This window comes from Bremerella sp. TYQ1 (assembly GCF_020150455.1).
GTDB classification, from domain to species: Bacteria; Planctomycetota; Planctomycetia; order Pirellulales; family Pirellulaceae; genus Bremerella; species Bremerella volcania_A.
In genome coordinates this window covers 5529946-5551916 of record NZ_CP083740.1, presented here as the reverse complement: position 1 = coordinate 5551916, position 21971 = coordinate 5529946, and the positions used below count along the sequence as shown (strand labels likewise).

At 53.1% G+C, this 21971-nt stretch carries 15 protein-coding genes; 8 read left to right on the top strand and 7 right to left on the bottom strand.

All coding sequences use genetic code 11. The features are described from left to right. Nucleotide 1 precedes the first annotated feature (1 nt). Nucleotides 2-5941 (bottom strand): ATP-binding protein, encoded by a 5940-nt coding sequence (locus tag LA756_RS22525; RefSeq protein WP_224436977.1) that lies wholly within the window; start codon nucleotides 5939-5941, stop codon nucleotides 2-4. Between the two features lie 402 nt (nucleotides 5942-6343). On the opposite strand from LA756_RS22525, the gene LA756_RS22520 reads away from it, so the two are divergent. Continuing rightward, the gene (locus tag LA756_RS22520; RefSeq protein WP_224436976.1) at nucleotides 6344-7471 is read left to right on the top strand and encodes a cyclopropane-fatty-acyl-phospholipid synthase family protein; all 1128 of its coding nucleotides are present in this window, start codon (nucleotides 6344-6346) and stop codon (nucleotides 7469-7471) included. On the opposite strand, the gene LA756_RS22515 is transcribed toward LA756_RS22520, so the two are convergent. The 3 genes from LA756_RS22515 to LA756_RS22505 all read right to left on the bottom strand — a co-directional run bounded on the left by LA756_RS22515 (nucleotide 7468) and on the right by LA756_RS22505 (nucleotide 10359). After that, the gene (locus LA756_RS22515) at nucleotides 7468-8571 is read right to left on the bottom strand and encodes an HD domain-containing phosphohydrolase (protein WP_224436975.1); all 1104 of its coding nucleotides are present in this window, start codon (nucleotides 8569-8571) and stop codon (nucleotides 7468-7470) included. The genes LA756_RS22520 and LA756_RS22515 overlap by 4 nt on opposite strands. After that, entirely contained in the window at nucleotides 8571-8945 is a 375-nt protein-coding gene (locus tag LA756_RS22510; RefSeq protein WP_224436974.1) for an Hpt domain-containing protein, read from the bottom strand. Before LA756_RS22510 ends, LA756_RS22515 begins: the two co-directional genes overlap by 1 nt. Nucleotides 8946-9159: 214 nt before the next feature. After that, on the bottom strand, nucleotides 9160-10359 hold the full coding sequence (locus LA756_RS22505) for an OmpP1/FadL family transporter (RefSeq protein ID WP_224436973.1): 1200 nt from the start codon (nucleotides 10357-10359) through the stop codon (nucleotides 9160-9162). 412 nt (nucleotides 10360-10771) lie between these two features. On the opposite strand from LA756_RS22505, the gene LA756_RS22500 reads away from it, so the two are divergent. The 3 genes from LA756_RS22500 to LA756_RS22490 all read left to right on the top strand — a co-directional run bounded on the left by LA756_RS22500 (nucleotide 10772) and on the right by LA756_RS22490 (nucleotide 14441). After that, a complete protein-coding gene (locus LA756_RS22500) occupies nucleotides 10772-11743 on the top strand; it encodes a Gfo/Idh/MocA family protein (RefSeq protein WP_224436972.1) in 972 nt (323 codons plus the stop codon). A 66-nt stretch (nucleotides 11744-11809) separates the two neighbouring features. Beyond that, entirely contained in the window at nucleotides 11810-13258 is a 1449-nt protein-coding gene (locus LA756_RS22495) for a Gfo/Idh/MocA family protein (RefSeq protein ID WP_224436971.1), read from the top strand. Nucleotides 13259-13403: 145 nt separating this feature from the next. Continuing rightward, nucleotides 13404-14441: a LacI family DNA-binding transcriptional regulator gene (locus LA756_RS22490; protein ID WP_224436970.1), complete on the top strand. Its 1038-nt coding sequence runs from the start codon at nucleotides 13404-13406 to the stop codon at nucleotides 14439-14441. Between the two features lie 7 nt (nucleotides 14442-14448). Here the strand turns inward: LA756_RS22490 and LA756_RS22485 are convergent, their stop codons facing one another. From LA756_RS22485 to LA756_RS22475, 3 genes are all read right to left on the bottom strand, one after another. Beyond that, a complete protein-coding gene (locus LA756_RS22485; protein WP_224436969.1) occupies nucleotides 14449-15435 on the bottom strand; it encodes an N-acetylglucosamine-6-phosphate deacetylase in 987 nt (328 codons plus the stop codon). Nucleotides 15436-15450: 15 nt separating this feature from the next. Next, the gene (locus tag LA756_RS22480) at nucleotides 15451-16203 is read right to left on the bottom strand and encodes a glucosamine-6-phosphate deaminase (protein WP_224436968.1); all 753 of its coding nucleotides are present in this window, start codon (nucleotides 16201-16203) and stop codon (nucleotides 15451-15453) included. A 392-nt stretch (nucleotides 16204-16595) separates the two neighbouring features. Next, the gene (locus LA756_RS22475; protein WP_224436967.1) at nucleotides 16596-16808 is read right to left on the bottom strand and encodes a hypothetical protein; all 213 of its coding nucleotides are present in this window, start codon (nucleotides 16806-16808) and stop codon (nucleotides 16596-16598) included. A gap of 54 nt (nucleotides 16809-16862) precedes the next feature. Between LA756_RS22475 and LA756_RS22470 the strand changes: the two genes are divergently transcribed. The 4 genes from LA756_RS22470 (at nucleotide 16863) to LA756_RS22455 (ending at nucleotide 21964) form a co-directional block, all read left to right on the top strand. Next, the gene (locus tag LA756_RS22470) at nucleotides 16863-17792 is read left to right on the top strand and encodes a DUF1559 domain-containing protein (RefSeq protein ID WP_224436966.1); all 930 of its coding nucleotides are present in this window, start codon (nucleotides 16863-16865) and stop codon (nucleotides 17790-17792) included. Nucleotides 17793-17879: 87 nt separating this feature from the next. Further along, on the top strand, nucleotides 17880-18278 hold the full coding sequence (locus tag LA756_RS22465) for a hypothetical protein (RefSeq protein WP_224436965.1): 399 nt from the start codon (nucleotides 17880-17882) through the stop codon (nucleotides 18276-18278). 67 nt (nucleotides 18279-18345) lie between these two features. Then, the gene (locus tag LA756_RS22460; protein WP_224436964.1) at nucleotides 18346-19662 is read left to right on the top strand and encodes an NRAMP family divalent metal transporter; all 1317 of its coding nucleotides are present in this window, start codon (nucleotides 18346-18348) and stop codon (nucleotides 19660-19662) included. A gap of 406 nt (nucleotides 19663-20068) precedes the next feature. Beyond that, nucleotides 20069-21964, top strand: a complete 1896-nt coding sequence (locus LA756_RS22455) for an ABC transporter ATP-binding protein (protein ID WP_224436963.1) — start codon at nucleotides 20069-20071, stop codon at nucleotides 21962-21964. Nucleotides 21965-21971: the final 7 nt, after the last annotated feature.

The following is a 21971-nucleotide window of genomic DNA, read 5'->3' as shown; positions in this document are numbered from 1 at the left end:
TTTAGCTTACCTCATGGTGCTGAGCCAATTCATCCAGTAGCGATTTGAGCTTTTCCGGTTGGATCGGCTTGGGCAGGTAGTCATCCATGCCCGCGGCAAGACAATGTTCTCTTGCTCCTTCAAGTGCGTGGGCAGTCATGGCCACAATCGGCGTTCGCTGACCGTTCTCCATTTCCCATTGTCGGATAGCACTGGTTGCCTGAGTGCCGTCCATTTCTGGCATTTCCAGATCCATCAACACGAGATCGAACTTCCCTCGCTGATAAATCTCAACCGCTTCTCGCCCAGTACTTGCGACCTGGCATGTATGCCCGAAGATCTCAAGAATTCCCGTCGCCACGTCTTGGTTCACTAATGCATCATCCGCCAGCAGGACATGCAAGGAACGATTGCCCGGTGTTGGCTCAACACTCCTTGGCTCGTGCGTCGATTTTCCAGAACGGTTTGCCCGAAGAATTGCTTCGATCAATTCATTAGCAGAAATAGGCTTGGAGAGCGTCAACATCGCACACTGTTCCATCCCCGCAGGCACGCCATTGGCAGGAATCATCAGCACGTGAGGTGCATCGAACAGATCCATCGAATCTGGGTGGACCAGCCAATTAGCAAGTTCGTCTGATCCTGTTTCCCAATCGATCAATAACACCGGCCGATCGCTAAAATTCACTTTCGCTTCATCGCGAATTTGCTGCATGGCTTGGTCTAATGTGACCACTTCACAGCGTGCACCAGCGTCTTCCAGCAACTCAAGATACAGCTCTCGTGTTGCCGGACGACTGGCAATCAGTCGGACTTGTCGATTTGCCAACGGATGAATCGGCTTGTTCGTTTCACTCGTCAATGGCTTACAAGGAATCGTCACATGGAACGTGCTTCCCTTGCCAATCTCGCTTTCAACCCACAGTTGGCCGTTCATCAACGAGACGATCTGCGACGATATCGCAAGCCCTAGTCCAGTCCCTCCGTATCGGCGCGTCGTCGAACCATCACTTTGCTCGAAGGCTTCGAAGATGGCGGTTTGCTTTTCCGGTGGAATCCCAGGCCCGGTATCTCGAACCGTGATATGCCACTGCGGTTTTGACTCTTTCGTCTCCATGAACGAGTCGACGAACACCTCGCCGCGGTCCGTAAACTTGATGGCGTTACCTATCAAATTTACAATTACTTGGCGAACGCGACATGGATCGCCCTCGACTTCTTTGGGCACGCTAGGAGCCACGCGATAGAGAAGTTCGAGCCCCTTATTGGCCGCATTGACCGCCAACAACCGAACGGCCGAGTTGATCACATTGTGCGGGTCCATCGGAATCGATTCCAACTCCATCTTGCCCGCTTCTACTTTGGAAATATCCAAGATGTCGTTCAGCAAATTCAGCAGTGTGTCCCCAGACTGATTGATCACCGTCAAGCAGTTTCGTTGCTGCGAAGTTAATTGCGTTCGCAACGCGAGTTCCGTCATCCCGAGAATGCCATTGAGCGGGGTACGAATCTCATGGCTCATGGTTGCCAGGAAACGACTCTTGGCTTCGTTCGCCGTTTCGGCAGCCACTTTTGCCACGCGCAATTCTTCTTCCGTGTGTCGCAGTTCTTTCGCGGTACGTTCCAACTGCAGATTCGATCTTGCCAATTCGGCGGCACGTGCTTCGGCTGCAGCGGTTCGCTCGGCGACGCGTTGTTCGAGCGTGGTGTTCAACTGCGTCATTTCGAGGAAGCCTTGAGCATTTTCTAAGGCAGCTCCGGCAATCGTTCCCACAAACCCAGCCAAGCGTTCCTCGTCCGTCCCAAAAAGCCCCACGACTTGCGAGTGCACTACATAGAGACATGCGGCCAGTCGGTTACGAACGTAAATCGGTATGTAAATTGCCGATCGAGGATTGGATGTATCGTGATGAAGATCATCTTCGTTGGTGGCTTCGATAAACGTCATGGTTCGCCCTGCATCGGTCGCGCGACGCATGTTCGTTTCGTCGTAGCGAATATCGCTTGATCCCAGCACCACAGTCGGAGGTGCAAGTTCGTCATTTCGATCAAACTCTAGAAGCACGCTTTGCTCGCCACGCAGTAGCCGAGTCGCCCCACGCGAAGATTCCTCGTAGATCTTATCCGTGGTCAATGCTGAAGCGATTCTTCTACCGACGTGCAGAACGGTGTCGAACCGATCGACGAGCGACAATGTTCCCATTTGACCTTCACGGTGATTGTCGCGGTCCTCTTCGATGGTCAGTTCATCAAACAGATGTTGAGATTCTCGCTCATCCTCTCGCGCATCGTACCACTTCGCCGACAGGCCCACCTGGCCGCGAAACCATAAAGTCAAAGCTTGTTCGTAGACCGCTTCGAGTCGCTTCGCAACACCAAGTGCTTTGTCGAATAGCTTGCGCGACTTGCGATAATTGCCACGCATTGCTGCCACCAAGGCGCGTTCGCGTAGTGCTCGGCAAAGATCGTTAGGGCAGACTTTCGACGCAGCAATTGCCCGTAGCGCCATCATGTCTGCCTTCTTAAGTTGATCATTTCGCAGGGTCGGAGCATGAGACGGAGCCGCTTCTGCCTGCATACGTATTGCCGTTGCCAGCCATGCCAATGCCGGAGCCGTATACGCATTCTGGATACCGGCCGTCGAGGCTGTTTTCACCGCCAATTCCAGCGATTGCACCGCCGACTCAAGCTTACCTTGGAAGATATCGCGAATCCCGACGGCAATATGAAGCTGGGTGCGTCCCTGCGCATCATGGCGAGATCGCGCGAGTTCCGTTTCGACGAGGGTTTCTGGAATGTCACCGCGCGTAGCTCTTGCCCAGACATCAAGAATAATTCCAGACGCCTGCTCGTCCCCGAGGTCAACTCCGGATCGGTGATTGCATTGCGATTCCGCGATTGCTTCGCGGAAGTTCCCTAAATGATACAACGATGCTGCGACTTGGTATCGAGCGATATGCACTTGCCAATAGTCACCGGTCCGCTCGAGAAGCTGAATCGCCTCTCGCCCCTTTTCGATACATTCGCGGTACTTGCCCGCAGCATACAACGCACAACTGTAATAGTTCAAAGACTGGCCTTGTCCCCAGATGTCGTCATACTCACGTCGCAGTTGCAATGAGCGTTCGGCATATCGAAACGCTCGATTAAACAAAGGTATCAAGGAAGCGACAGGAGAATGCTCGGAGTAAACTTGAGCCAGCTCGGCACTCGGCGAGAACTGCTCGGCCAGGTTCAAACTACGGAGGTGGGCAAGAAGGCACTGCAGCTTACTGCGGCAATACCAGCATCCGTGCGTTAGCAATCCAAAGAGCCGAATGGCCATCCGCTCCGATTCGCTTGGCGGACGCCCCTTGCGATGCAAAAAGACGCTTGGCAAAAACGTATGCAGTAACTGCCGGAACGCTTCCACCATCGCCAGCAAAAAGATCAGCACACGGTTGCGAGGCACGAAGATTCCTAGAGACCGCAATGCTCGCTCAAAACCTTGCGTTGCTCCTTCCATGTCGCCGCGTTTGAAACTTAACTCTGCAAGTTTGCTCTGAATTTTGGCCCGATCCAGATCCCCTTCCGCAAGCTCGGCAGCAAGTTCAAACTGAGGCGCGGCTTCGGGATACTGTCCACGCAGCATCAACGAATCGCCCAAACCTTCTGCGATACGGAAACGGATTGACTTTGGCTGGTTCTTTGCCCCGCGCAGTGCGATTCGGTATTGCCGCTCGGCAACTTCTAAAGAAAACTGGCTTCGCGCTTGCTCAGCCGCCTGAAGGGCATACCCCAAAGCCGTTTCACACGCCCCGGCTTCATCCAAGTGATAGGCAATGTCCGACACGCGTGCTGGACTGTGCTCTTGCAAATGCAATGCGGTTCGCAGGTGAAGACGCTTCTGATCGTTCGGATCAAGTCGTTCCAGCAGTGAACTTCGGATCTTGTCGTGCACGAAAACAAACTGGCCACCGTCAGCTCGTTCCCAAATCAGACTTCGATCTTTGGCATGTAACAACGCCGCGACCGCTTCCGAAACGGTCATTCCGGCGAGTGCGGACACAATATCGAGACTAAACTCCTTACCCACCAACGCGCCGACAGACAGCAGATCAACCGTCTCATCCGGCAGCATCTCGATACGATGCGTCAGGAACGACGCCGCTTCTTGCGAAGACTGAATGTCCTGAATTGCCCGCCGATCAACTTGCCATTCGCCATCTTCCGAGGTCAGTGCTCGCGATTCGACCAGGCCGCGAAGAACGGCCGACGCCATGAACGGGCTACCGCTGGCAAGTCGTGTCACCACTTCAACCGCTTCAGTAGGTAACGATCCCGCCATCGATTCCGCCAGTTGCCGAATTTCGTCCGGGCGGAGCGTTTTCAGACAAATATGGGGACATCGCGGAATGGCTCGCAGAGGGTGGTCTTCGCTAACTTCCTCACTGCGGAACGAGCAGACCAATGCGGTATGCCGCGTGACATGGCGAGCCTGAGTATGCCAACGACGTATGAAACTGTGGGTCAGCGTATCGGCCCATTGGCAGTCGTCGAGAATGATAATCGCCGGACGATCAACGCTGCCCAAGGCTCCCAGAAACCGAATCAGCGAGTCGATCGTACGGTTTTCACCAAACGCTGCAGGTGACTGTTCAACCACTCTACCCGTGGTCTTGAACACTTTGCCTAAGGAAGGCAGCGCCGCCACCAACGCGTCAAGCATGTCGCCGACTTGGTCTTGAACGCGTTGAAAAAGGGCAGGGTCCTTCGGGACAACCGACAGAAAACCGTCCACAATCCCTTCGAGCATGCGGTAAGGACGCTGGCCAACATTCGTCGACGCTTGCCCTCGCAAGACCCAATTATGATTTCGTCTCGCAACGCGAACCGCTTCAATCAGAAGGCGGCTTTTTCCTAACCCTGACTCACCTTCAACAAGAATGACCGACGACTTGCCACTTCGCGTTTCGCGAACATAATCGTGCAGTTGCGAGAGCTCTTCATCGCGTCCGACAAATGTCGGTTCGGTCAGGGTACACCGTCGATCGCTCGCTCCGATTACGACATGTCCGCCATTGTCTCCATCCGCTAAAGCTTCCTCGATCGCTAACAAGTCGGCCACGACAGCGCTTGCTAATTGGTAGCGGTCGTGCGGATCTTTCCTAAGCAAACGCTGGACAAGTTCATCCAAGTGCTGTGGCACGTCTGGATTGATACTAGGCAAATCGGGAACCGGTGCGGTTAAATGCTCGAATAGGATTGCTCCAGCACCTTGCCCCTGAAACGGTAAACGTCCTGCGAGACAACGGAACAGCAGAATCCCTGCAGCGTACAGATCTGACGCCGGACCGACATCCGAATCGATCGAACCCGCCTCTTCCGGCGACATATAGGAAACGGTTTCGCATTCCCTTTCACCAAACAACTGATCGGGGTGAAAGCGTTTAACCGTACCGAACCCACCCAGCTGAACGCTTGATATACCATGGGAACTTGATGAATTCGTATTCACCAAGACATTCGAAGGCGTCACATCTCGATGCAGTGCTCCTCGGCGATGAATCGCATCGAGCGCTGTAAAGACACATTTGCCAATCTGGATTGCATCGCGAATCGCGATTGGCCTGGCCGTGAGTATTTGATTCAGAGGAGTACCATCGCCCCATGGAATGACGATATAGCACTCTCTGTCGGTGCGAATGAAGTCGAGAACAGGATGCAGATGATCATTGGAATACTCACGGCGAATCGAGGCTTCAAACTCGATGCGCGCACGGGTGCCCGAAGTTACCGAACTAAGATCGATCGCTTTGATCTCGACCCCTTCGCCCGATTCGCGTTCATTCGCCCAAAACGTACGAACAAACGGAGAATCTCCACTCGAGGCATTGATTTCGTATCGCGACGCAATCTCTTCGGCCACATTCCAACCGGCATCGGCCGTTGTGACTTCAGTACCCGCTGCTTCGTCCACCATGCTTCCTATTCAATCTTTCGGGCCGATAATGCTGCTGCAAATCGACACCGCCAATTAGAAAAGTCACCCTTATCCATAGAACGGAATGGAAAAGAGTGGGCTGCCCTTCCAAGCTGTGTGGACACGCGATATGAGCGCACCACGCATTAGAACCATAGCTTTTGATTGGTGCGCAATTATGTCATTTTATGAATCGCGCTTACTGCGCAACACGTATGGGTCATAAGGGGCACGTAGATGTTTAATTTTACGTAGCCACACCCCCCCTTATGTCTAATTGGAATTTTTCTAGGTTGATTTCGCGTTCCATTCGTATTCTGATGTATTTCCGAGTTGTGCCGTGCCATTTTATGACACGGCAAAATCTGCCCATTTGGAATAAGTAGTTTATTAGGTACAGCCATGATTCAGTCGAATGAGTCGACCACTTCCCGTTTACCGAGTGCGATCGAATTCTTCTCGAAGGATGTGGCGGAATTTAAGCGACAGCTTGCTCAGCTTGAGAGCGAGATTGACAAGGATGCCATCCCGCAGCGAGACGACGAGTTCCATAAGCGAACGCTTGCCGCCATTGAACAGTCACAATCTGCATGTCGAGCTTTTGAAGAAGCTCATAGCAATGATCCGGATCTTGTAAAAGAGGTCCAAGCACGATTCCGCGAAGAGATTGGTCCATGGTTTGGACAAAGCTGGTTCGCCAATCGTGCGTGGACTAAACCGAGCGGTTTTTCCGGTGATTATGCGATGTTAGTGAAGATCTATGAGGAGTCGACGCCGGCGCGTGGACTTGGGGCCTACATCGATCTTTGCCTGGGTGAATTGCCACTTTCCCAAGCCGTTCGCGGCCGGAAAGAGCTCGTCCGTGAATACCTCCTCAACGCGATTGAATCGCGGCAAGGAGATATTCGCATCATGGACATCGCATGCGGCCCTTGCCGCGAGTTCCTCGATTTCCCTGAATTCGAAGGGCGAAATATCGAAGTTGTCGCCATGGACAACGATCCAGCCGCATTGGAATATATCGAATCACAAGTCGTCCCGCAGCTTCCGTCATCCACGACGATTAAACCCGTACGGTTCAATGCCATGCGGGCACGTAATCCGGATGCCACCAAAAAGAACTATGGTACGTTCGATATCATTTATAGTGTCGGTCTGGCCGACTATCTGACGGACGAACATCTTATTGGTATCTTCAGCGGACTTGGGGCCACCCTAAATGAGGGTGGTGCTCTAGTAATTGCTTTTAAAGATACAGAAAGATATGACGAGACCCCCTATCAATGGCATCTCGACTGGTTCTTCTATCAACGAACGGTAGAAGATGTATTAAATGTTTATGATAAGGCGGGCTTTAACACCGAGAAGATGGAGCTAACGCGCGATCGTACGGAGATCATCGTTAACTACGTTAGCAAGAAGGCGGAAGACTGCATTCGCCGCCTTGATCCTGCCGAGGTTCCGCGTTCGTCGCGAGCCGGTCGCAAGACACGTATCGCCAAGAATGGCTCGACCGTCTTCGAGGACTAATTCGATGCCGAGAGTGGCCCTGTCGGCAGGGTCACTCCTGGGGCCATCTCAGGTAGTTCAGAGTAAATCAGAGCATCATTCAGTCGCTGATTGATGTCGACAATCTCTTCTTCATGGCGGAAGAAGGCTTCGACAATATCAGGATCGAAGTGCGAGCCACTTCCTTCGCGAATGATTCCTCGTGCCTTTTCATGGGTAAAGGCATCTTTATAGACACGTGCTGTCGTCAGGGCGTCGTAAACGTCCGCGACAGCGACGATACGTCCGCACAGGGGAATGTCTTCCCCTTTAAGTCCATAGGGGTAGCCACTTCCATCCCACTTCTCGTGATGGGAACAAGCAATATCTCGTGCGAAACGTAGATAGGCTGCCTCAGGCTGCTCACGGACCGCAGCGTCGAGCGTATGGAACCCGACGAGCGAATGTTGCTTCATGATCTCGAATTCTTCTGGCGTTAATCTACCAGGCTTCAGCAGCACATGATCGGGAATGCCAACTTTCCCAATATCGTGAAGCGGACTCGTCAGGTAGATCGTTCGGACATAGTCTGCGTCGACAATATCCGCATATTTCGGTTGCTCCGAGAGGTCTTGCGCCAACAGACGCGAATATTCTCGCATTCGCTCTAAATGGGCACCTGTTTCGGGATCGCGAGACTCGGCAAGCTTTGCTAACGCGAAGATGATCACGTTTCGGCTCTCCAGCGAAACGATTCGATTTGCCGCTCGCAGACGAATATGGAGTTCTTCAGGATCGAAAGGCTTGGTGATGAAGTCATCTGCACCAGCTCGCAGCCCGCTGACGAGGTTGTGTTGACGATCAAGCGAAGTCAGCAGAATGAAATAGACATAGCCACTTAAAGGACGTTGTCGAACGCGACGACAAAGCTCGACGCCTGACATGCCTGGCATTTGCCAGTCCGACAAGACAATCCGAAAGTCGCCCTGATAGATCATCTCGAGCGCTTCGTTACCATCGCTGGCTGTTTCGACAGGTATACCCAACGCGCTCAGTACGTCGCTCAGCATGCCGAGACAAGCTGGATCGTCGTCTACTAATAAAATGGGTGCCTGGGCCGTATCTCGATCGTGGATGATCATCAGCTTTCCCCGTACCGACGCTGCGAGATGATCTCGCTCAATCGGCAACATTCATCGCGTATGTCCGAAAGGGATTCCTCATAGTCTTGCGAGTTCCCTTCCGCCTTCTTTTCCAGGTCGAGCGCATGCTCCGCTAGTCGATCGGCAGATACCGTGAGCGAAGTTCCCTTGATGCGATGAGCGATCCGTGCCACCTCGGTCGAATCTAACGCCTCCATGGCCGTTTCCAAGTCCCTCAGGTCTTGCCCCAGGGCATCATGAAACCGGTTCAGAGCCTTCTCGACGAGATCGAGACGACCGATACAACGCGACTTCAATGCTTCCCAATTGATTGACCGTACTTCGGTCGGCGCGTGCGTCTGCGGCAAGCTCATCAATGGTCTCCCTTCGGATATAACCTGTGCACTAGGAAAAGGATAAGGCGTGCAAAAACGGGATATCTTCCGAAAGATAGGTTACATTTCCGGCTGGGTCAAAGGAGGCCACCTTTCCCCCGGAAAAAGGGCGCTTAAATCGTATAACCCGCAAGATCAGTTCAATAACTGTTGATAAGTATCGCGCTAAATCTGCAATTCTTCTACGCGTAAACTAGTAGCGTATCTGCACACCCATCACCAGCGAGTGAGCGCTAATTTGATGCTCGATGGTATCGTTCGGTCCAAACGGTGGTGAAGGAAGCGGCCCCGACGTTTCAGAGTTCACCAGGTACACATAAGCGAGGTTCAATTCCACGCCATCGGTCAGCAAGCACCCAGCCCCCAACGCGATGTTATGCGTTTGAATCAATGGGTTTGCAATGTTCGTAAATGCGTCTTCCGAACCGATCGGGTTCTGATTGAAGTTATATCCCGCACGAAGCTTCCAAAGGGGGCTCAATTGGTACTGAGCACCAATGGCACCGGCAAAGACATTTTCCCATCCCAGATCGCTGAAACCCTGCGTGTTCGCATAGTCGAAATATCGGACGTCAGCCGCGAAGACCCAACGCTCCCAACCGTAATACGCCACACCACCAGAGAGAATCATCGGATAATCCAAGTCGAAACCGACGACGCCAGAGGAAGTGAAGAACCGGAACTCTTCAAACCACTGCGGACTTTTGATGGTAAAGCCTGCTCGCCAGCAGTTGGGACTTGCGTAATAAACGCCCCCTTGAACGCCTCCACCCCAGTGCACACGGTTGCCAGAACCTGCGGTGGCCGTTGGCGTAATTGCCGACGGCCCTAGCGGATCGTACTGCATACGAGCTGCCGTAATGGTCGGAGCGAAGCCGATCGACCAGCATTCTCCTAGTCGAAGCGACATCGTCGGGGCAATCTGCATGATTTCTGCGTCCGCAAACAGCGGCCCGGAAGCGAGCAGAAGATTGTTCGAATCGGCCGGCATGTTATTGCGGAAACCGCCGATACCATAAACCCCCATCCCGATCGTCAGAGGTGTTCCTTCAAGATGGTCGACCCAGCCGACAGCCGGAATAATGGCGACGCCAGACTCGCCACTGGTCGTACTTCTCGAACCGCCAACGGTCGACGAGAGTTCGACATCGGCCAGCATGCCTTCCATGCCAAACGAGACTTCGGACTGCTCTAGATAGCTAATCGATGCAGGGTTCCAATGCAAAGCTCCGATCGCATCCAACGGTGCGGCCGTACCAGCGCCGCCCATCGAACGATTCACCGGCCCCACCCCAGTCACGGCAATCCCTTGCGCTTGAGCGGTCGTTGCCGCCGCCAACAGAATTAAACCGAACAGGATCGACCGACCCATCAGAGGAGTAGAAATCGTCATCGCCGCCCCAATACATCACTTGCTATCGTAAGAATCACTAGGAACTCTACGACGAATGCCATCGACGCAATTGATAGCAACTCCGCACTAAATAAGCCGCAAGCACTCGAGAAACTGACACTGCTTGCATCAAAATTTGCCGGTTTGCACGACCAGAGAACGTTTCCTGCGGCTGTTTAACCCTTGTTGCGCCATCACTCCTACCCTGGCAGACAGCACAGCACCACCCGTAAGGACCACATTCAAGTTAAAGATCTTTCCAAGTCGATTCGCTCGATCTTGACGTTGAGGCTTAAGAAAAAAGCTTTACGCATCTGATGTCACGTGGTATCTTGAAAGCGAGTGGAATCAACCTGGCGTTGTTCCGCCTTCCTTGGAAACTCTCTGCACGCCACACAAAAAGGCTTTGCCTGTGAAAACCTTCCTGAAAATCGCTGCTACGTTTCTCTTCGCTTTCGTCGCTTCCAGCACACTTGCTCACGCGGCCGAGCCCCTCAAGATTGGGCTGGTTGGCTTGGACAGTTCGCACGCCGTGGCGTTCAGCAAAACCATCAACGCGGAAGACGCCCCAGCTGAACTTGCCGACGCCAAAGTGGTTGCCGCGTTCCCTGGCGGAAGTCCCGATCTGCCGACGAGCGCCGATCGCATCGAAGGTTTCACCAAGCAGATCGAAGAAATGGGCATCGAAATCGTGCCTTCGATTGAAGCCCTTCTGAAAAAGGTCGACGCGGTCATCATGAACAGCGTCGACGGACGCGTGCACCTGAGCCAGGCCAAACCTGTTCTCGAAGCTGGGATTCCGCTGTTCGTTGATAAACCAATGACAGCTTCGCTGAAGGATGCCAAGGAACTTGTCGCTTTGTCCAAGAAGACCGGCACGCCGTTCTTTTCGTCCTCGACACTTCGCTACTGCCAAGAAGTGATCGACTTGAAAAAAGAGGATGTCATTGGCTGCGTTGCTTACAGTCCCTGCAAATTTGACCCAACCCATCCCGACTTGTTCTGGTACGGAATCCATGGTGTGGAAACACTGTTCACCGTCATGGGACCTGGCTGCGAGTCGGTTCAGCGGACCACGGTGGAAGGCGCCGACGTGGTCACTGGCGTCTGGAAAGATGGTCGCGTTGGAACGTTCCGCGGTATTCGTGACGGATCGTACGGCTACGGGGTTGTTGTCTTCGGTAAGAAGGGAATCGAACAGACCAAAATCCGAGCTCGCTACGACCTGCTTGTCGTCGAGATCGTGAAGTTCTTCCGCACTAAAAAGGCTCCCGTTTCTCCAGAGCATACGTTGGAGATCCTCGCTTTCATGACCGCAGCGGACTTGAGCCGCGACGCCAATGGAGAATCGATCGACATGGTTAAACTGCTGGAATCGAAGTAGTTTCGCTGTACTTGGTCGCTTCTTTCATCCATAACATTACAACCTACCCAACAAGGGATATTCGCCATGATTTCTATGAATCGCCGCCAATTCCTGGCTGCAGCCTCGGCAACGGCCGTTACTTCGATGACGGCTACTAGCTCCTATGCCGCCGCAAACGACGAACTCCGCGTCGTTGTCGTCGGCCTGAATGGAATTGGCCGAACCCACCTGAACGGCTTCCCTGAGATCTCTGGAGTTCGCGTCGTCGGTGCATGCGATGTCGACAGCGCCGTGCTTGGAAAACGTGCGGAAGAATTTCAGAAGAAGTTCGGCACGAAGCTGAAGACCTACAGCGACATGCGTCGTGCGTTCGACGATCAAGACGTCGATGCTGTCGTGCTGGCGATTCCAAACCATTGGCACGGGCTGGGGACGGTTTGGGGATGCCAGGCCGGTAAAGACGTTTACACTGAAAAGCCATGCTCCCACAACATCTGGGAAGCAGGCCAAATGCAAAAAGCAGCGGATAAATACGATCGCATCGTGCAAGTCGGCATCCAACGTCGCAGCTTCAACCACTTGGGCGATTTCTTCAAAGAGATCCAAGAAGGTGCGCTCGGCAAAGTCAAACAGGTGAAAGGACTTTACCTAACACGTCGCGACTCGATCGGTCGACCTAAGGGCAAACCGCAACCGCCAGCTACGGTCAATCACGATCTGTGGTGCGGCCCTGCTCCGACAACGCTTGAACGTGCCAAATACCACTACGATTGGCATTGGTTCTGGGACTACGGCAATGCCGAACTAGGCAACAACGGCCCACATATCCTCGACCTCTGCCGCTGGTCGATTGGTGCCGAAGAGTTCCCCACGGCGGTAAGCAGTGTCGGCGGTCGCTATGCCTGGGACGATAACGGACAAACTCCTAACACCCATATTTTGCGATACGAATTCGCTAAGGCACCGGTCACGTTCGAGATCCGCGATCTGCCAAGCGAAACCGGCAAACGAGATACCTGCAAGTACATGGGTCTCAGCTACGGGATTGTCGTAGAAGGGGAAGACGCCACGTACGTTGGCTTCGATACCGGGAAAGTGATCGACAAAAACGGCAAAACGATTCGCGAGATCAAAGGCTCGCTTGGTGGTGACAGTGGACGACAGCTACATCGCGAGAACTTCATCCAAGCCGTTCGTTCGCGCAATGCGAGCGAGCTGAACTGCGACGTTCGCACAGGTCACCTTTCGACGGCACTTTGCCACCTGGGGAATATCTCGCATAAGACCGGCGAGACCGTCGAATTGCGTTCGCTGGGCGACAAAGTGCAGGACTACCCACTGATGGTGGATGCCACCAAACGCATGGAATCGCATCTTGCAGCCAATGGAGTGGACTTGGCATCCGGCCAAGTTCAACTCGGCAAAACGTTGCAAATCGACCCCAAATCGGAGACCTTCGTCAACAGCGATGCGGCCAACGGACTGCTCAAACGAGAGTACCGAGCCCCTTACGTTGTGCCGGAAATGGTGTAAGGACCGATACTTCGTTCGCACCGCAGGACTTGATTTGAGGTATCATCTTTCCGTATTCTGGAAAGTTTGATATGCCAACACCTTAGCAGCGGTCGCCATTTGGCCCGTTTCCCAGACCGCTGCTGCTTGCGGATGAACTTAAGAAATGGCCCGAGAACCTCGGAAAGTCCGTCTCCTCGACATTGCGAACAAAGCAGGTGTGTCCCGCGCTGCGGTGGGGCACATCCTGAACAATTCTGGAGCTGACTGCGTTCGCGTCTCGGAAGCGACACGCGAAAAAGTTCTCAAGATCGCGGCCGAGCTTAACTATCGCCCCAACAAAGCAGCACAACGCCTGCGGGGCATGCCAACCAAAATCATCGGCGTCGTTCTCGACACGGTGAACCTGGCTGTCTTCTCAGCACGACTTGCCGCCATCGAAGCGGAAGCCCATACACGCGGCTATCGTTTGATGATCGGTCAGGCCCACCACGATCCGGACGAAATCCAAACCTATCTCGATGATTTCGCAGACCATGGCATGGATGCGGTGCTTTGCATGTTCGACGTCATGCAAGACTTTCGGCCGAAGCTCAAGAAGGTATTCCGCGGCCGCGACAACATCATCTTACACTCGTCGCCCATCTTGAAGTCGCAGCCGTGCGTTCGTGTCGAAACCTCTTCTGCAATCGAACAACTTGTCGATCATCTGGTCGATCGAGGACGTAAGAAAATCGCGATCCAGCTTTGGTCGCCATCTGACCAACTGATGGCCATCCGTAGCGAAGCCTGGAAAGATAACGTCAAACGCCGCAAGCTTCCTTCGACCAATTCATTGATTTGGACGAACCCCGAAGCCACGCAGAAACCATCGCGTGAAGCGATCGACGATTGCATTCAGCAGTTGGTGATCACCAACAAAGCAGACGCAATTATCGCGTCGAACGATGAATGGGCCGTTCGCTTAATCCAAGGTCTCGAACGCCACGGATATTCCGTTCCCAAAGATGTGGCGGTGACTGGATACGATAATCTCGATATCGCTGACGTCATCGAGCCGGGCCTAACGACCATTGACCAATGCCACGCCGAGTACGCCAAGCAGGCGCTGGACCTGGTTGAAGAAACGATCTCTGGAACGATCACGCCGGCCAAGCGATTGCGAGTCATTCACCCGCAATTGGTTGTCCGCGAATCGACTTAGACCCGCGTTACGAAGTGGTCGCCTGATGGCCACCATTCTTGGACGGCACACTCATTCGCAGCGGCGGTGGCGTCGTGCGATGGCCGAGCAATTTCCGAGGATTGGAAATCATCAATCGGCGAACGTCTTCCATGCTCAGGCCCACATGCAATTGCAAGTTGTCCGCCATCTGCTGCATGGTCGTTGCCGAACCGACTAAATGACTGTCGTCGTCTGCCCGCGGCACACCATCTTCACCCACGGTAACTTCCTGATCCCCCAGCGGATAAACACCAGGACCACAGCCAGCGGCCGAGATGGCATCCGAAACCACGAACGCACGATCCATTCCGATCATGTCCAAGTAGTTTTTCAGCGTATAAAACGGAACGTGTGCCCCGTCGGCAATCAATCCAACGTTCAAATGCTCTGACCGGCTTAAGACACGCTGAATGATGTTATCGTGGCGATCCATCATCCGCGGGCAGCCATTACCCAAGTGAGTGAACATCGACAAACCAGCGTCGATCGCGGCATCTAACTGGTCGAGCGTCGGATCGCAATGCCCGGCGGAAACCACGATCCCTTCATCGACAAGCTGCCGAATTACCGTTTGAGCAGGATCTTGCTCTGGGGCCAGCGTGACAATACGGACTAGACCGTCGCCAGCCTCCAACAGCGTCTCCATTTCCGACCAGTCGGTTTCCTTGGCCGCATGAACCGGATGAGCTCCGACATAGCCAGGCACCGTACTAATGAATGGCCCTTCCACGTGGATCCCGGCAATCATCTGCTGGGCAAGTGAATCGGCCCTTCGCAATTCCGCTATCCGCGAAATACGCGATGCCATCTTCGGGATGTCATCCGTAATGACGGTGACAAGTACGCTTTCTACATCATCTCGCTCAAGCGCCAGACACGCGGCGTGTAAGTCATCCGCCGAGATATCGTCTTGGTTAAAGTCGACGCCAAAGTAACCGTTGATTTGCAGGTCGATAAACTTCGCTGTGGACATGCGGCTCCCGATTGGCTATTCGGAGATGGTCGAGGAGGTAAGCAACGAAGCGGCCGCCTTGTCGAGAAACAAAGTGGTGTTATCGTGCGTCTGTAAAATCGAAGCAGGTACATCAGGGGTGACAGAGCCTTCCAGACTTTGCTGCACGGCGTTGGCTTTGCGCTGATCTGGAACACTGCAAATGATCGTTTTCGTTTTCAATATCTGCCGACAAGACATGCTGATCGCTTTGGTCGGCACTTCATCCAACGAAGCGAACCAGCCTTCTCCGGCTTGCTGTTGACGACAAGCCTCGTCCAAATCGACAACCAGATAAGGGGTTTCGGTTGCAAAGTCGGCCGGTGGATCGTTGAACGCCAAGTGCGCGTTCTCGCCGATGCCAACAAACGCGACATCAATCGGATGCTGGGCAATCTTTTCGCCTAACACCTGGCATACATGACTTGGATTCTCGCTGGTTCCATCAACATAATGAAACGCTTTCAGGGGTACATGCTCGACAAATCGCTCTCGCAAGTATCGGCAGAACGAAGCAGGATGCTGATCGTCAACTCCCAGATACTCGTCAAGATGAAAACCTGTCACGCACGACCAATCGATGTCTGGCTCTTGAATCAGTGCCGCGAGCGTTTCAAATTGTGAGGCACCAGTCGCCACAATAATATTCGCTTCGCCCCGTTGGGAAATCGCTTCGCGAATTGCTTTGGCACCTTCTACGGCGGCGGCAGCACCCAGCTGTTTTGCGTCTTCAAGTACTTGTATGTTCATCGATTTAGCGTCGCTTCCTGTAACCGTTTCCTACCGAGCAGATCAGGTCAAATCGACGGACCGATCCACCCGCACTGATGTCACGAGACATCATTTTGGCATAAACGGCTACGAAGTCAACCAAAGATTTTCAAATCTATCGTTGCTTCGCGTCGCGATTGTTCGGACAAATCGCCTGGTGAAACCGTACGGCATATCTTGCTAAGGAAGCCTATGATTTTCCCAGAAAAACGATTCCCTTCCGATTTTTCTCTTGGCTACTATGATGTCAGCTGATATCATTTTGACTGGTGGAGAGATCAAAGGCAAGCGTTTCCCGCTCAATTTCTGGGCGAAGAAATCGGCCGACCGAGTAAATCATTGGCAAGCCCTTATCCCCCCCACCAGACACCTCATCTCGATTTTTGGACTGTTTCACTGCGGTTTTCTGCCGAATCCGGCAAAATCTCGAAAGGCTTCTGTGAAATGATGATTCGCGGCGCATCCTTTGCTTCTCTGCCAAGAACGCCGTACCCCAAGTTTTTCGGCGCAGTCTGAATAGTTCCATACCCTTTAGTTCCTGTCGTGCTCGTTTTTTTGGCCTGAATGATATCAGCTGACATCATGAGGCCATTTTGATCCTGGGAATCATTACTCCTCTTCCTCCAAAGGGCTTAACGATGAAACAGAAACGTGGATTTACGCTTGTCGAATTGCTGGTCGTCATCGCGATCATCGGTGTTTTGATTGCTTTGCTCCTGCCGGCCGTTCAACAGGCACGCGAAGCTGCACGCCGCATGCAGTGCTCAAACAACATGAAACAGTTGGGCATTGCGTTTCACAACTATCACGATACCTACGGCCGGTTCATGATGGGTGGCACCCAACCTTCGGTAACCTATCCCCTTGGTTGGGTTCCTCGTTTGTTCCCTTTCTTTGAACAGGGAGCTCGCTACGAAGCAATGGAAGCCCTCAACAAGGACTACCTCATGACGCGTAGCCCCTACCGAAGTCATAATCAGGACAACCCAATCTTTGGTGCCGTGCCAAACATCACTTGCCCTTCCTCGCCATTAGGAGAACTGGCATCTGACCAGCCAGGCGTAGGAAACTTCCCCTATCAGAACATCCAAGGGGGACTGCATTATCGCGGCAATGGTGGCTCGTATGACATCAGCTATAACCCGGCCGCCGACTCCAGCCGACCAGGTTACTCTTCGTCAGGCATCTTTTATCCGGAGAGTCGCACCCGTTTTGGAGACATCGTCGACGGCACGACCAATACGTTCCTGCTCGGCGAAACTTCCAGCGCGAAAGATCGCTCCTCCAGCATGACAACTGGCTTCGGAGGTCTTAAGCCATGGGTCTGGGGCTACTATCGATACAACGCCACGGACTGGCTAATGATCGACCATAAAATGGTTCAGTACCCTATCAACTACATCGGATCGTTCGGTACGAATTCGACTCCGTTTAGCAGCTATCACCCTGGTGGAGCCATGTTTGTCATGTGTGACGGAAGTGTCAGCTTCAAAGCGGAAACGATGAACCTCGATATTCTCAAGGCGATTGCGACACGTCAAAACGGCGAAGTCGTTGCAACTCCTTAAGGGCCAACCTTCGATTCGACGCCGCTGGCGGATCGGGCCAGCGGCGTCTCTCTTCTTTTTTTACCCATTTATCGAGCAATTCGGATCATGTTTAGGTCAACGCTTCTTACCCTGTCTCTTGCTTTTGCCGTGACGACGATGGTCGGCTGCGGTTCGTCCGGCCCAGAAATGGGTGACGTGACAGGCACCGTTACTTACAAAGGCAAACCGTTACCTACGGGTACGATTACCTTTATTCCTGAAGAAGACGGCATACCACGTGCCTCGGCCGAAGTTCAGGAAGATGGTACTTTCCAAGCAGAAACCAGTGGCGTCGGAAGTGGCGTCCCTGTCGGAAAGCATCGCGTGATGATTTCCGCTTTTATCGACATGGGTCCGGAAGCGCCCGTCAAGTCAATTTTACCGGACAAGTATGGCAGTGATCGCCAGTCTGGCCTTACCGCGGAAGTAACGCCTGGGGAAAACATCGTGAACTTTTCTCTTTGAAACCAGGCCTAACGTTCGGCGATAATACTCTCCCACCTCGAAACCCTCCTGAGATCGATGCCCCAGCGTGCGGACATCGATCTTTTCGCCTGAAAGCGAGTTGTTCATGTCAGAAGCGGCGGCGGAAAGCCAAAACCAAGTTTCCTTCCTACGAGTTCTCAAAGCGATCGGTCCGGCCATTGTCGTTGCTTCGGTCGTGCTTGGCCCAGGCAGTATCTTGTCGAACTCGAAAGTCGGAGCCGTATATGGCTACAGCATGATTTGGGTTTTGGCGATCGCGTCGGTCTTCATGGCTCTAACCGTCTTTCTCGCTGCGGTAATCGGTACCAATTTCGAGCGAACTCCGTTTTCAGAAATTGCCGCGCGAATGGGCCGGCCTGTCTCGGTGATCATCGGGCTGACGTTCTTTCTGATCACCAGCTGTTTCCAATTCACCAATAACCTGGCCATTATTGACGTCATCAACATCGCCACCGACAGTGCCGGCATGGGAGCGTCGGCAATATGGGTTTCGCTCATCTCGATTCTGCTCGTGAATTTAGGGCTTGTCTGGGCCCTTTATGGCAGCAGTGCCCCATATCGTTTTATTGAGAAGCTGATGATGGTCATGGTCGGCGTCATGCTGCTGGGCTTTGTCGTCAACTTGATTGTCGTCAAGCCGGAGATCAGCAAGATCTTGACCGGGCTGATTCCATCGCTTCCTGATGGTGGCGGATCGCCCGACAGTATTGTGATGCTGCTCGGTATGTTTGGCACGACGTTTTCCGTCGCTGGGGCGTTCTATCAGATTTACGCCGTCCGCGAGAAAAAATGGACGAAAGAAAACATGGCCAACGGTATTGTCGACTCAATCGTCGGCATTGCCGTTTTGGGTGGAATCAGCTTCATGATCATGGTGACCTCCGCTGCCGTGCTGGAAGGGAAGGAGCTCAGTAGCATCACGGATGTCGCCAAGCAGCTGGAACCACTTATCGGCCCCCAAGCGAAAATCATGTTCTGCATCGGTATTTCGGCAGGGGCTTTCAGTTCGCTGCTGGTCAATGCACTGATCGGTGGGACCGCGCTGAGCGATAGCTTGGGCTTATCGGCAACGATCAAAGATGCCCCGGTAAAGCTCCTGACGGTCGCCGGCTTATCGGTGGGGATGCTCGTCGCCATCGCGGTAAATTACCTCGGCATGTCGAGCGTCAGTTTGATCGTTTTCGCTCAGGCATTGACCGTGATCGGCATCCCACTGCTAGCATTCGCAATGCTCTTTCTTTCCATCCAATTGCCAGCCTCCCGCCTGAAAATCCCTGCCTGCTCCATCGCCATCTGCGCGCTGGTCCTAACCCTGTTCCTCTCCGGCCGCATGGTTTGGTCGCTGTGGGAACGGTTTGGCTAATTGCAAACACTGGCTTAATAGCGAAACTAGGCAACTCTATAGCTGGAAGTTTTCACCCAGCTTATGCGCTTCTGAACGTGACTTACGAGCCGCGTTCATCCATCCGCCGCTGTAGGGCACTACCTCGGCAATGGAATGCGCCGGTAAGCATCCATTGCCTATCATCACTGCCTCATTGAGTTGCGAAGTGTTTGATATTGCTCATCTTCCACGAAATCTCTAGTCTGGTTCGACACAAAACATGTCCCGACAAACAGACCACCACGATCTATCCTGTGCCGTGGTCGTGTTGGATCGATAGCGATTACACTTTTGGCTAGTGATGAGCGATCTTTTAAAAGCCTTAAAACTTGCTTGGCGTTCGTACCCATGGTCCATTGGAACATCCATCCTATGCTCTTTTTTGGTGGGTATTTTATGGGGCGCAAACATCGGTGCGGTCTACCCCTTTGCTGAAGTCATTTTCCGCGGTCAAAACCTGCATCAGTGGGTTGTTCAAGAGACAGAAGCCGCCAACACTGCGATTGCCAAAAGCAACGACGAGATTGCTCTTCTAAAAGCAAAACCTGGCGATCACGCAAATAAAATCGCCATCCAGGAACAAATGATTCAAAGCTGGCGATCACGGCAGCATAACGTCGCTAAAGTGAAGCCGTATATTGATCAATATGCGCCCCAAAGTCCCTTTGTAACCCTACTTATCCTGGTAGGAATTATCCTCGCAGGCACAGCATTGAAGTGCGTGTTTTTGGCTCTCAGTATTGTCTTAATGGCAAGAGCGTCTTACCGCACGTCACAGATGCTGCAGCACCGCTTCTTTCAAAAGATCCTTGATTTACGCCTTGGCCAAGTGGCCGGAAACGACACCGGAGACGCCACTGCGCGCGTCGGTGGTGATATCGGAGCCATTGGTAACGCAATCTCAGTTCTGCTCGGAAAATCGCTCCGCGAGCCGTTCAAGATGATTGCGTGTATCACAGGCGCGGCTTTCATCAATTGGCGATTGTTAATTCTCTCAGGCATCGTCTGTCCAATTGCCGCGTACCTCTTGATTCTCCTGGCCAAATCGATCAAGCGAACCAGCATTCGCGTGATGGAAGTGAACGGTCAGCTGATCGGCTTTTTTATCCAAGTCATGCAGGGCTACTACGTCGTAAAAGCCTTTGGCAACGAAGACTTGGAACAATCTCGATTCGAGAAACGAACCCGTGACGTATATCGCCAGCAAATGAAGATGGAGATCTATGGTTCGCTAGTTCGTTCTAATAACGAATTACTCGGCATCGGTGTCGTTTGCCTCTCGTTGATCGCTGGTGGGTACTTAGTCTTGAATCAAGAGACTCATATCCTGGGCGTTCGCTTGGCAGAGAAACCCATGGACTTCGGGGGCATAATGACATTTTATGCGTTCCTGATCGCAGCGGCTGATCCGATTCGCAAGCTAGGCGATGTGTTTGCATCTATCCAAGCCGGAATCGCTGGCTCCGAGCGTGTTTTTGCGATTCTGAACTCTGCCCCAACCATTCAAGATCCCAAAACACCAGCTCCATTCGAGCCTGGCGACATCCACTTTCATAACGTCGAATTCCGTTATGACGTAAAAGTCCCTGTGCTCCGTGGGACGGAACTGACCATCCGTCGCGGCGAACGGGTCGCAATCGTCGGTCCGAATGGGTGCGGCAAAAGTACGCTCGTCAATATGATGATGCGATTCTACGACCCGGCATCCGGATCGATCCTTATTGGCGATACCGACATACGCGATTTGGCCCAGCACGACCTGCGAAAAAACATCGGACTGGTCACCCAGAACACCGTGTTGTTCAACGACACGATCATGGAGAACATCCGCTACGGCCGCCTCGATGCAACGGACGAAGAGGTAATTGAAGCAGCCGTTCGTGCCAAAGTCGATGGCTTCGTACACTCTCAAATGGCTCACGGCTATCAAACCCCCTGTGGCGAGCTAGGTTCTTCATTGTCTGGGGGGCAGCGACAACGTATCGCGATTGCCAGAGCGTTTCTGCGTCACCCTGAAATCTTCATCTTCGATGAAGCGACGAGTCAAGTCGACCTAGAAAGTGAACGTCTGATCCACTCGGCATTCGATCAATGTGTCGGCGATAAAACCGCCATCATGATTACGCATCGCCCATCAGCCTTGGAACTCGCTGACCGAATCGTTGTCATGAACTCCGGCCAGATCGAGGCCGAAGGAACTCACGTCGAGTTGCTCAGTAAAAGCCCGACGTACCATGAGCTTTACCGGGAAGAAATCGTCAAGGATCGCCGGGCTGCTTAGCAGATTA

Coding starts and splice junctions, on each gene's coding strand:
- LA756_RS22525 (WP_224436977.1), bottom strand. CDS start 5,941: ATGGTGGACGAAGCAGCGGGTACTGAAGTCACAACGGCCGATGCCGGT.
- LA756_RS22520 (WP_224436976.1), top strand. CDS start 6,344: ATGATTCAGTCGAATGAGTCGACCACTTCCCGTTTACCGAGTGCGATC.
- LA756_RS22515 (WP_224436975.1), bottom strand. CDS start 8,571: ATGATCATCCACGATCGAGATACGGCCCAGGCACCCATTTTATTAGTA.
- LA756_RS22510 (WP_224436974.1), bottom strand. CDS start 8,945: ATGAGCTTGCCGCAGACGCACGCGCCGACCGAAGTACGGTCAATCAAT.
- LA756_RS22505 (WP_224436973.1), bottom strand. CDS start 10,359: ATGACGATTTCTACTCCTCTGATGGGTCGGTCGATCCTGTTCGGTTTA.
- LA756_RS22495 (WP_224436971.1), top strand. CDS start 11,810: ATGATTTCTATGAATCGCCGCCAATTCCTGGCTGCAGCCTCGGCAACG.
- LA756_RS22490 (WP_224436970.1), top strand. CDS start 13,404: ATGGCCCGAGAACCTCGGAAAGTCCGTCTCCTCGACATTGCGAACAAA.
- LA756_RS22485 (WP_224436969.1), bottom strand. CDS start 15,435: ATGTCCACAGCGAAGTTTATCGACCTGCAAATCAACGGTTACTTTGGC.
- LA756_RS22480 (WP_224436968.1), bottom strand. CDS start 16,203: ATGAACATACAAGTACTTGAAGACGCAAAACAGCTGGGTGCTGCCGCC.
- LA756_RS22475 (WP_224436967.1), bottom strand. CDS start 16,808: ATGATGTCAGCTGATATCATTCAGGCCAAAAAAACGAGCACGACAGGA.
- LA756_RS22470 (WP_224436966.1), top strand. CDS start 16,863: ATGAAACAGAAACGTGGATTTACGCTTGTCGAATTGCTGGTCGTCATC.
- LA756_RS22465 (WP_224436965.1), top strand. CDS start 17,880: ATGTTTAGGTCAACGCTTCTTACCCTGTCTCTTGCTTTTGCCGTGACG.